Source organism: Fictibacillus aquaticus, from assembly GCF_002245695.1.
GTDB lineage: Bacteria > Bacillota > Bacilli > Bacillales > Fictibacillaceae > Fictibacillus > Fictibacillus aquaticus.
In genome coordinates, this window is the sequence record NZ_NOII01000011.1 from 125,595 (window position 1) to 138,742 (window position 13,148).

The 13,148-nt window shown below is 42.9% G+C and carries 16 protein-coding genes; 4 read left to right on the forward strand and 12 right to left on the reverse strand.

Annotation, left to right across the window (positions count from 1 at the left end; genetic code table 11):
* Positions 1-4: 4 nt before the first annotated feature.
* The 3 genes from essB to CGZ90_RS16190 form a co-directional block, all read right to left on the reverse strand.
* On the reverse strand, positions 5-1,327 hold the full coding sequence (gene essB, locus CGZ90_RS16180; RefSeq protein WP_094253562.1) for a type VII secretion protein EssB: 1,323 nt from the start codon (positions 1,325-1,327) through the stop codon (positions 5-7).
* 17 nt (positions 1,328-1,344) lie between these two features.
* Positions 1,345-1,584 (reverse strand): ESX secretion system protein YukD, encoded by a 240-nt coding sequence (gene yukD / locus CGZ90_RS16185; protein ID WP_094253563.1) that lies wholly within the window; start codon positions 1,582-1,584, stop codon positions 1,345-1,347.
* A gap of 87 nt (positions 1,585-1,671) precedes the next feature.
* Positions 1,672-1,965, reverse strand: coding sequence for a WXG100 family type VII secretion target (locus CGZ90_RS16190; RefSeq protein WP_094253564.1), 294 nt, complete (start codon positions 1,963-1,965; stop codon positions 1,672-1,674).
* A gap of 692 nt (positions 1,966-2,657) precedes the next feature.
* Here CGZ90_RS16190 and CGZ90_RS16195 point away from each other — a divergent pair.
* Together CGZ90_RS16195 and CGZ90_RS16200 are read left to right on the forward strand one after the other, a co-directional pair.
* Positions 2,658-3,017, forward strand: a complete 360-nt coding sequence (locus CGZ90_RS16195; protein WP_094253565.1) for a YwqH-like family protein — start codon at positions 2,658-2,660, stop codon at positions 3,015-3,017.
* Positions 3,018-3,031: 14 nt separating this feature from the next.
* The gene (locus CGZ90_RS16200) at positions 3,032-3,307 is read left to right on the forward strand and encodes a YwqI/YxiC family protein (RefSeq protein WP_094253566.1); all 276 of its coding nucleotides are present in this window, start codon (positions 3,032-3,034) and stop codon (positions 3,305-3,307) included.
* Between the two features lie 62 nt (positions 3,308-3,369).
* Here the strand turns inward: CGZ90_RS16200 and CGZ90_RS16205 are convergent, their stop codons facing one another.
* The 8 genes from CGZ90_RS16205 to CGZ90_RS16235 form a co-directional block, all read right to left on the reverse strand.
* The gene (locus tag CGZ90_RS16205) at positions 3,370-3,792 is read right to left on the reverse strand and encodes a DUF6526 family protein (protein WP_094253567.1); all 423 of its coding nucleotides are present in this window, start codon (positions 3,790-3,792) and stop codon (positions 3,370-3,372) included.
* A 22-nt stretch (positions 3,793-3,814) separates the two neighbouring features.
* On the reverse strand, positions 3,815-4,912 hold the full coding sequence (locus tag CGZ90_RS16210; RefSeq protein WP_094253568.1) for an ABC transporter permease: 1,098 nt from the start codon (positions 4,910-4,912) through the stop codon (positions 3,815-3,817).
* A complete protein-coding gene (locus tag CGZ90_RS16215) occupies positions 4,909-5,838 on the reverse strand; it encodes an ABC transporter ATP-binding protein (RefSeq protein ID WP_094253569.1) in 930 nt (309 codons plus the stop codon). Before CGZ90_RS16215 ends, CGZ90_RS16210 begins: the two co-directional genes overlap by 4 nt.
* Positions 5,839-5,861: 23 nt before the next feature.
* Positions 5,862-6,167 (reverse strand): ArsR/SmtB family transcription factor, encoded by a 306-nt coding sequence (locus CGZ90_RS16220; RefSeq protein ID WP_240515455.1) that lies wholly within the window; start codon positions 6,165-6,167, stop codon positions 5,862-5,864.
* Positions 6,168-6,271: 104 nt separating this feature from the next.
* The gene (locus CGZ90_RS20830) at positions 6,272-6,418 is read right to left on the reverse strand and encodes a hypothetical protein (RefSeq protein WP_165766890.1); all 147 of its coding nucleotides are present in this window, start codon (positions 6,416-6,418) and stop codon (positions 6,272-6,274) included.
* A 111-nt stretch (positions 6,419-6,529) separates the two neighbouring features.
* Complete coding sequence (locus tag CGZ90_RS16225) at positions 6,530-7,219, reverse strand: SIMPL domain-containing protein (protein WP_165766891.1); 690 nt, start codon at positions 7,217-7,219, stop codon at positions 6,530-6,532.
* 108 nt (positions 7,220-7,327) lie between these two features.
* Positions 7,328-8,131: an alpha/beta fold hydrolase gene (locus tag CGZ90_RS16230; RefSeq protein ID WP_094253572.1), complete on the reverse strand. Its 804-nt coding sequence runs from the start codon at positions 8,129-8,131 to the stop codon at positions 7,328-7,330.
* Positions 8,132-8,198: 67 nt separating this feature from the next.
* A complete protein-coding gene (locus CGZ90_RS16235; protein ID WP_094253573.1) occupies positions 8,199-9,305 on the reverse strand; it encodes a diguanylate cyclase in 1,107 nt (368 codons plus the stop codon).
* Positions 9,306-9,510: 205 nt separating this feature from the next.
* On the opposite strand from CGZ90_RS16235, the gene CGZ90_RS16240 reads away from it, so the two are divergent.
* Entirely contained in the window at positions 9,511-11,178 is a 1,668-nt protein-coding gene (locus CGZ90_RS16240; RefSeq protein WP_094253574.1) for a glutamine--tRNA ligase/YqeY domain fusion protein, read from the forward strand.
* A gap of 248 nt (positions 11,179-11,426) precedes the next feature.
* On the opposite strand, the gene CGZ90_RS16245 is transcribed toward CGZ90_RS16240, so the two are convergent.
* Positions 11,427-12,275 carry a VOC family protein gene (locus CGZ90_RS16245; RefSeq protein ID WP_094253575.1) on the reverse strand — a complete coding sequence of 283 codons (849 nt, stop codon included), beginning with the start codon at positions 12,273-12,275 and terminating at the stop codon, positions 11,427-11,429.
* Positions 12,276-12,478: 203 nt separating this feature from the next.
* Here CGZ90_RS16245 and CGZ90_RS16250 point away from each other — a divergent pair, with 203 nt between their 5' ends.
* The gene (locus CGZ90_RS16250) at positions 12,479-13,096 is read left to right on the forward strand and encodes a DUF2628 domain-containing protein (protein ID WP_094253576.1); all 618 of its coding nucleotides are present in this window, start codon (positions 12,479-12,481) and stop codon (positions 13,094-13,096) included.
* The last annotated feature ends 52 nt before the right edge of the window (positions 13,097-13,148 follow it).

Below are 13,148 nucleotides of genomic sequence, written 5' to 3' on the forward strand. Positions count from 1 at the left end.
TCCCTTATTCGTTTCCGCCGGCAGGTGCTGGCGTCTTGGTTTTATCCTTTTCAGCTTCAGCTGCTGCCGCTTCTTCCTGCGTCTTCTTTTCTTCTTCAAGCTTACGCTGCTCTTCAAGCTGCTGCTCTGCCTGGCGCTTCTCCTCTTCTTTTCGCTCTTCCTCTTCAATCAGCGCCTGTTGTTCTTGTTCGTATTCGTCGATTTCAGCCTGCACTTCTTTTAAGAGCTTTTGTTTTTCCTCACTCGACAGTTCGTCATCTGCTTTTATCTCATTTCGGTATTCGAGCAAGCCGTAAACGATCAAATCACGGTCTTCAAGGTCACGGGCGATATCGAGAGCTTTCTTGCCCTCTCCACGTCCAATGTGAATCCAGTACGAATAATATTGCGGATCGGTCTGGAGTGTGACTGTATTCGTCACTTGTTCCTTTTGCTCTTCAGTCAATTTAGCGTTCTTTATGTATGACGAAGCGAGCTGATATTGCACCACGTCCGGCATCTCATCTGCTTCGTAATCAGCAAGAACTTCTACCACCTCGCTGTAGTCGCTGCCAAGGAAATGCTCATTGCTGCTTACAAAAGCTTCCTGCTTCGGTTCAAGAAAGAATAATGAGTACAGTGTATAAAGCAGTGCCGGAATAAAACCAGCCAGCAAACCAATTGCAACATAGCGGGTTACTTTCCACTTATTTTGCGGAATGCTCACAAACGTCTTGTCCTTTTCGTCCAGACTTTTTATTTGCTGTTCGATCCATTCCAGAAGCTCATCTTCATTCTTGGATGCTAGGATCTGTTTAGCCTGAGGCGAGAGGTCCAGCGTTTCATGAAATTTCAAGTAATCTTGAAATGTATATTTACCGTCTATAGCTAAAGCTGTGGCTGCTTTAAGCTCCTGCCAAAGCTTTTCTTTGTCTTTTTCATAGGGAGGGATGCTTTCTTTTACACCGTAATGCAAAAAGCTGGGGGTTAGACTTTCATCAAAAACAATATTCTCTGGGCACACAATGAGGTGGATTCTAGTAAGTGAATGCGCCTTAACTTTCTTTACAAGCTGATGTGCGAATATGTATGTGCTGCGGCCATCTTTTTCCTTAAGTGCACGAAAAGTATGGAAACGTTCTTCTGGACGAACAGTTATGATTAGTTCATCTTCGTTCAGGGTAATATCTCTATGGATGCCGGAATCAAGTTCCTTTAGCATGTCAATCTCGACTCTATTATCGAGCTTTATTTTCTCTTTTTGAAAAGCAAACGCAATCGTATCGTTTTCTCTATGAATGCGGGCTTCTAATTGCTGCTCCAGATAAGTCTGCTTCTTTTCTGCCATCTAATTTTAGACTCCCTTCATAGAACTTCAAACCGGTCACCGGTTGTAATTCCGCTCTCTGCCAGTTTTTCGTTACCTGACAAAACGATGTTTTTGTTAGGAATGCGCACCCAAAAACCTTCCTTAGGCGGCACAGGAATAGATTTTGCCTGCCAGATGATATCCACCACTTTTTTGACCGTGTTGAAGTTAGACAGGCGCAGGTCGAATGTTTCCCCTGTATAATTTTTCAGATCAACAGTTACTTCAATGTACATATCCATTCACCCCAAAAGGAAGAAGCGCCTAAAACTTTCAGAGAGTCGGCGCTCCTTTTTGTCATACAGTCAGTTGTCAAATGAAGCTTAGCCTCTGATTTGGCTTGCGATTTGGTTGTCAGCGTCTTCAAGCGCCTTAGAAGTGTTGTTAAGCTGTGTTGAGATATCCTCAAGCAGCTGCTGCATTTGCTGGAAAGAAGGCTTAAGAGCTTCGTACTGCTGACTGAATGCACGGCTAGCTTCCCCTTCCCACATGCCTTCCAATTGACTGATCATGCTATTTAGGCGGGAAATCTGCTCTCCTACCTGGCTGCTTTCGTTGGAGTAACGGCCTGACATATCAACTAACTCTGCTGGTGTAACGCGAATAATTCCTGACATCTTCTTCTCTCCCTTGTTTGTAAATGTTTATTTAAACAACGATCAAGATGACCGGTTGTTCTGCCGTTAATAAGGCAATTGGATAACCACACCTATATTTGCCCTATATTGGAAATTGCGAAACCCGAAATTTAAAGAAACTTGTTACTTTTTTCTCATTTCTTTTCTAGGATAACTTTTGAGTATAAGCAGAATTTTTCCTGTTATGTAATACAATAATCTATTTATTCCTATCCTATTAATATAGGTAATCAATTCTTGCCCTCTCAATTACTACCACAAATTCCCACGATACTTCAATATCAAACACGAAATAACATTTTTTTGATTCCTATTTACCGAGTCTTTCTTACTAAATATTCAATTAGAAACATGATGCAGAACTCTTTTTTTACTACAAATAAATATTAATATTGGTATATTAAAACAAATCTAACGCTATCTAATTTATTTTAAGAAAACATAATAGTTATCTGATTTAAAGCTATGAGCCTCTTTAGTGCCCCATCGGTAATTAGTCGCAATTAATAGGTTTGTTTTTCCATTTATAGAGGGTAATAGTAAAATATCTAAGGAATACAACATATATCATTTATGAAATTAATAAAAAATACCCATTTTTCCCAGTTTGGTATCTCCTGTAACATAGAAAGATGAGTCAATTGAAATGAAAGAGGTGCAAATTTTAAACAATGGATACACTATCATCTCTGTATGCATTATTACGAAAAAAGCAGGAACACCTTATTCGCCTTAATAATTGCCAAAGTGAACTTGCAGAATGCCAGTCAGATTTTCAAAGAAATCAACATTTATGTACAAAACCTGAATTATCAGCAATGACATGGGAAGGTGTACTAGCAAAGCAGTTTGATAACCTGCGTGAAAATGGGATACTCTCAGCTTATGAAGAAATACAAGGCAGCCAATTCCAAACTGTTTTTAGTGCTATCGATACCAAGAAAAGCCAACTGCATGAGGAAATCCGTTCTATTCAGGAATCTATTTCTGCTCTTCAGCTCGCTGAACTGCAAAATAGTGATAATAGGTAAGGAAGTGATTATTTATGAGTGAAATAAGAATTAAGTATAACGAAGTGGAGGCTGCTTTATCTCAGCTTCAGTCAGCTGTGCAGGCTCTGGAACCTGTGATGCCTGAGGACATAAGCGGACTCAATATTTTAGAAACCGTTGATGAGCTAAACAACATCAATAACCGCCTTCAGCAGACGTTGACAGCCTATCAAGAACTACTCAGCAAAAATACTCAAGGAACGCGGGAAGCGGTTAATCTGATGGAAGAGACGGATAAAGATGTGGCTTCAGGTATGATGCAGAGATAATTAGTAACCGACGATAAAAAACTCCCAAGGCTGATTTCCAGCCTTGGGAGTTTCTAATTTTATTAAATACGATAATAATCGGCCTTCCAATTCACAATCGCCTGCTTAATTTCCTTTGACTTAAGCCCCTCAGCCGCTGCTCTTTCAGCAAGTGCTGGAAACTCCTCATCTGGTGCAAAACGCAATGCTACAATCTGGCCAGGTGTCAGCCTAGAATCAAAAAGCTTACCTGTTAAAACGTAGTACCGTAGATTTTCTTCAGCACGGATTGCACGATCCTGTGCTTTTAATGGATAAACACGCACGAGGGCGAACGTGATTGCCATGGCGAGTGCCATCACGACTAAAATTACCGCTGACAGGGTATCTTCTGACCGAAAGAGATTTACGATGCTTGCAATCAGCCCGACAATAACGAGCAGCGAAAGCACATAATGATAGATTGGGTGCATTCTTGCGTGATTCTTTACATTTTGTGTATTCATTTTTGTATCCCCTTATCTTTTATTATTCCCACTTAAAGGTGTAGCTCGCTGCAATAAACGCCCCGATCAGCCATCCGCCTAAGATCATCGCTTCCATCCCTAGGCTCGCAAATGATGCACCGACGTTCATCGTTTCACGCAATGCATGGCTTAGGTGCGCGATCGGCAGAATCTGTACGATAGGCTGTAAAAATTCTGGCATGTTTTTGATCGGGAAAAATACTCCGCCTAAGAAAAGCATCGGGAATGACAGGAATCCTGCTATCGGCCCTGCACTTTCCGGTGTTTTGGCGATGCCTGCAATGATAAATCCGATCGCCATGAAAGCAAGTGTACCGAGCGCAACAAACGTGATCAGTGTGAGCCACGAACCGCGGACCTCAATTCCGAAAACAGCCCATGCTACACCGAGGACGATCAGCGCCTGCAATCCGTTCAGCAGGAATCGTGCTGTAATTTGAGCCGCAATAAATGTGGAGGCTTTCAGCGTTGTTCCCTGCATACGGCGCAGGATGCCCCGTTCACGCCAAGATGCGATTTGGCCAGCGACACCGTTCATGTTGTTGCTCATAATCATCATGGCTACAATTCCCGGAACGAGGAAATCGATATAACGCAGGTTCAGTGCTTCAACACCTTTTGCATCTGTAACAACGACCGGCTTGTAGTTCACTTTTTCTTTAGAAATGCTGTCTACCGCATTCGTTACAAGCTGGAGTCCGACCTGTGATACCGCAAAGTTTGTTTCGTTATAATAGACCGGCATCTGAAACGGTTTTTCTGCCGGAGCTGCTGAAATTTGTGTACCGTACCCTTGAGGGATAACGACGACAAGCTGCAAATCTCCTTTTTTCAGCTGTCTTAGCGCCTCTTTCTCTTCGCTCATCTTTTCTAGTGAGATCGCCTCGTTTTTCTTTAATTCATCAGCAAAACTCTTTGCCTGCTCTGACTGGTCTTGGTCCACCACTCCGATTGTGATTGAAATGCCATTTCCGTTTCCTAAAAAGGAACCGAGCATAACCATCAAAAAGATCGGAAACGCCAGCGTCCAGAACAGCACTTGCCGGTTGCGCAGGAAAATACGAATCTGTGATAACGTCAGCTGCCAGTATGCTCTCATTCTTCTCGCAGCCTCCTTCCTGTCATATGGATGAACACGTCCTCAAGCGTTGCGGTACGCGTCTGCAGATCGGCAAGCTTCAGCTGTTTTTCTGAAGCTTTTTGAATAAGATCCGTAAGAGTCGTCTGCAGGTTATCCGTATATAAAATATGTACGTCCTTCTGATTTCCTACCTGCTTTACACCTTCTATTTCAGGAAGCTGCATATCAGGATTTTCACCTTCAAAACGGAACTCGACTGCGCTGTCTGACTGGAGATTCTTCACTAGCTCTCCAGGTGTATCAAGAGCGATGAGCTCACCTTGATCCATGATAGCGATACGATCACATAGCACGTGCGCCTCATCCATGTAATGTGTAGTTAGGACAATTGTCTTGCCGCGTTCCTTTAGCTTCAGGATAATGTCCCATAGTGTCCGGCGTGCCTGTGGATCGAGCCCGGTCGTCGGTTCATCGAGAAAAATAACAGATGGATCATGGACTAGCGCCAATGCGATCGCGAGCCGCTGCTTCTGCCCGCCGCTCAAACCTTTTATTCTGCTATTCTTCTTTTCTGTGAGCAGCATATCATCGATCAGCTGCGGAATAGGGATGTTCCTTTTATAAAAACTTGCGTACAAATGAAGGATTTCTTCTACCTTTAATAATTCAAACAGTGTCGTTGACTGCAGCTGTACGCCGATAACTTCTTTAACCTTTTCCATCTCGCGGGTAATATCGTATCCATCAATTGCGGCAGTTCCTTCATCAGGCTTCCTTAAGCCTACAAGCATTTCAAGCGTTGTTGTTTTGCCTGCCCCGTTTGGTCCGAGTAAACCAAATATTTCACCTTTATGCACTTGAAACCGGCTGCCCTTAACAGCAGTAAAGTCGCCGTATCGTTTCACCAAACCTTGCACCTGGATAATTTCAGTTGCAGCTTCCATTTCTCACACTCCAGACGTTTTTGTCATTGGCTTTTGTTTTTGCCGCCAGAAAACATTCCTTCCAGCTTAGTCCACACTTGTTTCAATCCTTCCATCCACTCACACGCACTGTCCATGGAATCCGGCTTTATAAAGTAGTAACGGTAGCGCCCCTCTTTCCGCTGCGATACCAAACCAGCCTTCTCTAATACCTTTAAATGCTTGGAGATGGCCGGAAGAGACATATCAAAAGGCTGCGCCAGTTCCTGAACACTCCTTTCCCCTTTTGACAGCTGCTCGATAATACTTCTTCTCGTCGGATCCGAAAGAACCGAAAATACATCATTCAAATTGTTTTTGCGACACTTTACCATATGGTTAAATATAAAGTGTTCTATTTGAAGCTGTCAATTTTAAGAAAAAAAAGCTGACCACTAATGGCCAGCCTGCTCTATTAAATCCAAGATGAAGAGCTTTCTTGCTTCTTTCTTTTTTTGCACATTTTGCCTTGCTTTTGAGAGCTTTCTTGCTTTCCTTTTTTGTTCTGCTTTTGCGAGCTCTCTTTCTGCTGTGAAGATTCTTGCTTATTGTTCTTTGGCATTAAAATAACACTCCTTAATAAATTCAATACACTATACTTAATTGTATGTTTAAAGGAGTTAGGTTGTATGGGGATATACCTCATTCTCTGAAAAATGGATGGATGACCTGTTTAATAATATATAAATGATACATCGGCCGCTGCTGTAATCTTAGTTTCCCCCGGCTGAACAGGAACGGCAGCCTTTTGCGCCATCTCAGCAGCTTGAAAAGGAATCGGCTGCGGCGGAACAGCTTTGGATTGTTCTTTTATATGAAAAGGAATAGGGTTTAATGTTACCTTAAGCTCTTTTGCTATAGTTAAAGCTTTAAGCTGAGCATTTTGAATAGCCAGTGCTAACGCTTGATTATAATAGGCATTGATCGACGAAATTGAAAACTCAATGGAAGTGACTGAATTTGCCCCGCTGGCAACAGCACGATCGATGATTTGACCGGTTTTTGCAATATCACGGATCGTCACTTTAAGCTGGTGGCTGACTTGATAGCCTCTAAAAATCTGCTTTCCATCTTCATAATTATACTGCGGCTCTATTCGATAAGATGTCGTTTGAATATCTTCATTTTTAACTCCCATAGCTAGAAGTGACTGAATGACTGCAGAAGTCTTATCGTTATTTTCTTTTTGAGCAGTGCTTAATTGAATATTCTCCGTAATTACCCCGAGTGTAACGATAGCTTGATCTGGAACCACTGTAAGAGTACCCTCTCCTGTTACTAAAAGAGTGTTTGTATTTCTTTGTACAATTGGCTGACTCAAGCCCTGATACAAATAGGGCTGCTGTTGCTGCTGATTATACATAGTCCTGCCCCTTTCATAGAAAAGAGTCATCATCCTTTTAATGTATGCGGCGGCGAAATTAAAAAGACAAAGCCTCGTAAAAAATGGCTTTGTCTAAGCATAATGATTTCAGACTGATTGAATAAATTCGTGAACTACCGTATTAAATCGGTCCGTTTCCTCAAGAAACGGACAATGGCAGCTGTTTTCAAAGATTTCAAGCTTAGCATTTGGCAGCAGATCGCGAATATGTTCTCCTGCTGCAACAGGAATCAGCTTCTCATCACGGCCGAAGCAGAGCAGACTCGGATTTTTCATATCAGGAAAATCGGCGCGGTAATCGACCACCGACTGATCGAACAAAATGGCACTGGCGATGGATTCTGGCATTCTTGTCACTTCGTCCATGATCCAGTCTTTATCTTTTTCCGTGAGATCTTCCTTAAACATGAGCGGCACAAAGCCTTCTAGCGTTGCACGACGATCATGCTGCACACCGCGCATAAAGTGAATGAGTGTCGGAAAATCAAAGGCTCCAATCGGAAAATCCGGCCACTTAAAATCAGAAGCCATCTCATCCACGATCACGTTTGCCTTTATGTTTGCATCGCCAAACTGCTTTAAATATTCCCAGACAACGAAAGCTCCCATCGACCAGCCTGCCAACACGACATTTTTTAACTTTTTTCCATTGATAAACTCGTGAAGATCGCGAGCATACGTCTCGATCGTGTGTCCATGAGGCGGATAATCAGACTGTCCGTGGCCGCGGAAGTCCAGCAGGATGGTTTGGTAATGCTCCTTGAAATATGGCAGCTGCTTTTCAAAAAAACGGCTGCTCATCCATACACCATGCAAAAAAATCACAGGTGTACCGGACCCCGCTTCTGTATAATGCAGCTTCGTTTGATCACTTAACGTAAAATACGGCATGCGCTAAACCCCCTGTCACTGTCTATCGGTATCATAATAAACGTATGCTGCGAGCCTCAATACATGACTACGTATTAATTTTCGCGCTAGAAGTTTTCAAAGGACCTGATACGACTTTATTACGGCCGCTCTTTTTCGCGCTGTACAAGGCATCGTCTGCCTGCTTCACAAGCTCGTCCACTAGACCTACCGTTTCAGGAAAACTTGCCACACCAATCGATATGGTAATATGCAGCAGCTTGCCTGATGGAAGGGTAAAAGGATGTGACTCTACTGCTTGACGGATCCTTTCTGCGATCTCTATAGCTCTTGCATTCTGGCAATCCGGCAGCAGTACTGAAAACTCTTCTCCTCCATTTCGCGATACGATATCAAACGACCTGGAATTGTCCTTGAGCACTTGAGCGAGCTGCTTCAGTACTTCGTCACCGGCATCATGACCGTGTGTATCATTTACTTTTTTGAAGAAATCGATATCCATAAACAATATGGAAAGCAATTCGCCCCTGATTCCGCGTTCATTTTTATAATGGTTCAATTCTTCATCAAATGTCCTGACGTTGTTTAATCCGGTCAGATAATCGAGCCGGACTTCCTGCTTCATCTTTCTTATCATCTCATTGCTTCGATATAGATACAGATTCAATGAAACAGCAAGGAATCCGAGCGGTATTGAGAAGAGCGATAAATAAGCAAAATTTTCTATAGCAGCTGGGAAATCTAATAGGTATGTAAATGCAGCAAATATTACAGCCAGTGAGATGAGGTTCATGATAAACCCTTTTGTATAAACACCCCATTTTGTTCGAGAAATGACAGCTGCCATGCACCCGATTCCAGCCATCAATATTCCTAGACTCACAGACGATTCACTTAATCCATGCATCAGCGTTCGCCCCGTGCCGATTATAGCTCCACTAAGAATGGCTGCTATTGGACCTCCAAACAATGCAGCGATAATCATGAATAAATGCCTCATGTCTATAAAGATATCTGATGAAATTCTCACTGAAAAGTACATGAGTACAATTCCCATTAGTCCTGTGGCTATACCGAGAAATACATTATGAAAAAGCGGAGTATAAAAGCTTTTCTGCTCCCAGCTAATAACAAAGCCAACAATAAACAAATAAGAAAGAATAAGCGTGGAATGAAAGATCAAATCTTTTATCATGAAAATCACTACCTTAAAAAATGTTAGTTAATGAAATTATAACAAATTTTCCAAATATAGATAAAAAACATTACGTCTAATTTACTATTTATACTTTAAAAAACTTCTTATCTTTCATAGAATAGATGGATACACTGACAGATAGATTTATTTGTTATAATTACCCTTAGCATTCACTTTTTAGAAACAGAAAGGCTGATACATTTTGGAAAATAACGCTTCTAATTTTATTCGAAGTATTATAAAAGAAGATCTCGAGAACGGAAAGCATGCGAAGGTCATCACACGCTTCCCTCCTGAGCCGAACGGATACCTGCATATCGGGCACGCGAAATCAATCATCATCAACTTTGGCCTTGCCGATGATTTTGGCGGCGAAACAAACTTGCGATTTGATGACACGAACCCTCTGAAGGAAGATCAGGAGTATGTGGACGCGATTAAAAAAGATGTGGAATGGCTTGGATTTGAGTGGGAAAATCTTCGCTTTGCTTCTGATTATTTTGAAGAAATGTACGAGCGCGCTGTCCTTCTTATTAAAAAAGGAAAAGCATACGTGGACGACCTCACTGCAGATGAGATCCGCGAGTACCGCGGAACGCTGACAGAGCCTGGGAAAGAGAGCCCGTACCGCAATCGCTCGATCGAAGAAAACCTGGACCTTTTTGACCGCATGAGAAAAGGCGAGTTCGAAAATGGGCAAAAGGTGCTTCGTGCAAAAATCGATATGAGTTCACCAAATATCAACCTGCGCGATCCGGTTATTTATCGTGTTTCTCATACCACACACCATAACACTGGCGATACGTGGTGCATCTATCCGATGTACGCGTTTGCTCACCCGCTCGAGGATGCGATCGAAGGAGTGACTCACTCGCTTTGTACAACGGAGTTTGAAGACCAGCGTCCGCTGTACGACTGGGTTGTCGCGGAATGCGAAATGGAAAACACGCCGCGCCAAATCGAATTCGGCCGCCTCGGCCTCATCAATACTGTGATGAGCAAGCGAAAGCTGAAGCAGCTCGTTGACGAAGGATATGTAGATGGCTGGGATGACCCGCGCATGCCGACCATTTCTGGACTGCGCCGCAAAGGCTACACGCCAGAAGCGATCGTTGCTTTTGTAAAAGAAACGGGTGTTTCTAAGGGCGGTGCAAGTGCTGTTGATACAGCGATGCTCGAGCACTTTGTTCGCGAAGATTTAAAAATGAAGGCACCGCGTACGATGGGTATCCTAGATCCTTTGAAAGTTGTTATCACGAACTATCCAGAAGGCGAAGTCGAAATGCTTGATGCCGAGATTAACCCGGAAAATCCAGAGATGGGTATGAGAAAGATTCCGTTCTCACGTGAAATTTATGTAGAGCGCGATGACTTCATGGAAAATCCGCCAAACAAATACTTCCGCCTCTTCCCTGGCAACGAAGTCCGCTTGAAGCACGCGTATTTCATTAAGTGTGAAGATGTCATAAAAGACGCTGACGGAAACGTAGTAGAGCTTCACTGCACATATGATCCTGAAACAAAATCAGGAACTGGCTTCACTGGCCGCAAAGTTAAAGGTACGCTTCACTGGGTGGAAGCAACTCAAGCTGTTCCTGCCGAGTTCCGCCTTTACGAGCCGCTCATCAAGGACGCAGACATGGCGAGCGATGAGGAATCAGAAGGCAAGACGTTCCTTGATTATGTGAACCAGGATTCCTTGATCGTGAAGCAAGGGTACATTGAGCCAAACATGAAGGATGCGAAGGCACAGGACAAATTCCAGTTCTTCCGCCACGGCTACTTTAACGTGGATCCGAAGCATCCGACAGACGAGAAAATTGTTTTTAACGAAATCGTTTCGTTGAAGAGCTCATTTAAGTTGAAATAAAGTTAGAAAAGAGGCTTTGCTGACGATGTATGTTGTCAGAAAGCCTCTTTTTTTGTTGTGAAGCTCGCTTTGAGAGGGCGGCTGGGATGATTTTTTACTGGCGCGGGCGTGTTCTTCACATTTGCGGGTGCAGAAGAGAAAAGCGCGGGCGCAATCTACACAATTGCGGCCGCCAAACAGCAATCCGCGGGCGCGAATTACCCTTCCGCGGGCTAATTTCCGTTATTTAACAATCGATAAGCTGATTTTCAGCCATTTTGTCTTACTTCTAGCTTAATCACGTTGCCAGAAGGATCTGTTACGTTATAGCCTTCTGATTTAAAGCCCATTTCTTCAACCCTATTCAGTGCCTCACTTCTTGCCTTCGCATCTGCAAAAACTATCGTATAATACTTCATCCCGACACTGTTCGGCTTAGGTGCCGGTGCACCCGCTCCGTTCCATGTGTTCAATCCGATATGGTGATGGTAGCGGGCTGTTGAAACAAATAAAGCTTGGCTGCCGTATCGGCTGACCGCTTCAAAGCCAAGCGCCCCGTAAAATTCCTGCGATCTTGATATATCCGCAACATGAAGATGGATATGGCCCATGATTGTTTCAGAGTGCAAGCCAGTAAACTCCTCACCAACCGCCTCTGACAGCAAATCAGGCACATCAATCGCTTCTGTCGCCATCACGATTTGATCGCTATTCCATTGCCATTCAGTATCCTTCCTGTCACGATAAATCTCGATGCCGTTTCCGTCTGGATCAGCTAAGTACAGTGCTTCACTCACCTTGTGATCGGACGCTCCCTGCAACGGATATCTTATATCAATAAAATGCTGCAGCACCTTCGCTAGTTCCTTACGATTTGGAACAAGCAAAGCAAAATGATAAAGCCCTGTTGTTCGCTGCTGTCTCGGCAGTACGCCTTCAGGCTGTTCGATTGTTAATAACGGATTTTTGCCGTCTAACGTTAATAACACCTGATTCTCTGAGCGTTCTAATGTTTTAAACCCTAAAATGTCCTGATAAAACGATAAGGATTTTATTAAATCCTGCACAAGTAAATGAACATGACTCACGTATGTGGCTGGTTTTTTATGAAAGCTCATATTACCTCTCCTTATATAACTTTTATAAGTTGATTACTTTATGTAAGTATATAATACACGCTTCATAAATATTTAGCAACAAATACTGCCGATTATTTCATACAGATAATTGTACCTAATAATATTCCATTATTAGGTTTTTTAACCGGTAAAAAGTGGAATGGTCTTGAAGATATAAAATTATTACTTTTTGAGGAGGACTTATGATGGTATGCACTTCATGCGGTGTTGAAAGATCAACCGAGGCGGCACTAGTGTGCCAGCAGTGCGGGAATGCACATTTTCAGGCAAATTATAAGAGCGGTGTAATGGGAGGAACACTGCATGCAGACTCTGTTCCATATGAACACGGTGAGCAATTAGCTCTATTTGTCGGAGAAAAGAAAAAAAAATATTACTTCAAGAAGTGGGATAAAGAAGCGGACAAAAGAAAGCTTACATGGAACTGGGCTGCATACTTCCTCAGTATTTTCTGGTTCGGCTACCGCAAAATGTACAAGCATATCGCCATCATTTTATCCATTGTAGTTGCTCTGGATATCGTTACTCTTCTGCTGGACATTGGAAACTTGGCAGTAAACCGAGGCATTGCATTCGGCGGAGCTGCCGTAATTGGCATTATGGCGAATTCTCTTTATAAAAAGCACGCTGAGAAGAAAATTTCTGAAATTAATGCCACGTACTCCAACAAAGAACAGCAGCATATGGCACTTAAAAAGGCCGGCGGTACAAGCTGGGGAGGCGTCGGGATCGCGCTGCTCGCTTTTATTGGGTACTTGGGTGTTTTCTTTGTTTTAGCTACGGCTGCGGGAAGGTTATAAAAAGATGAACAGCCCCTCTTAACTTGAAGAGGGGATGTTTATTTTATCAATA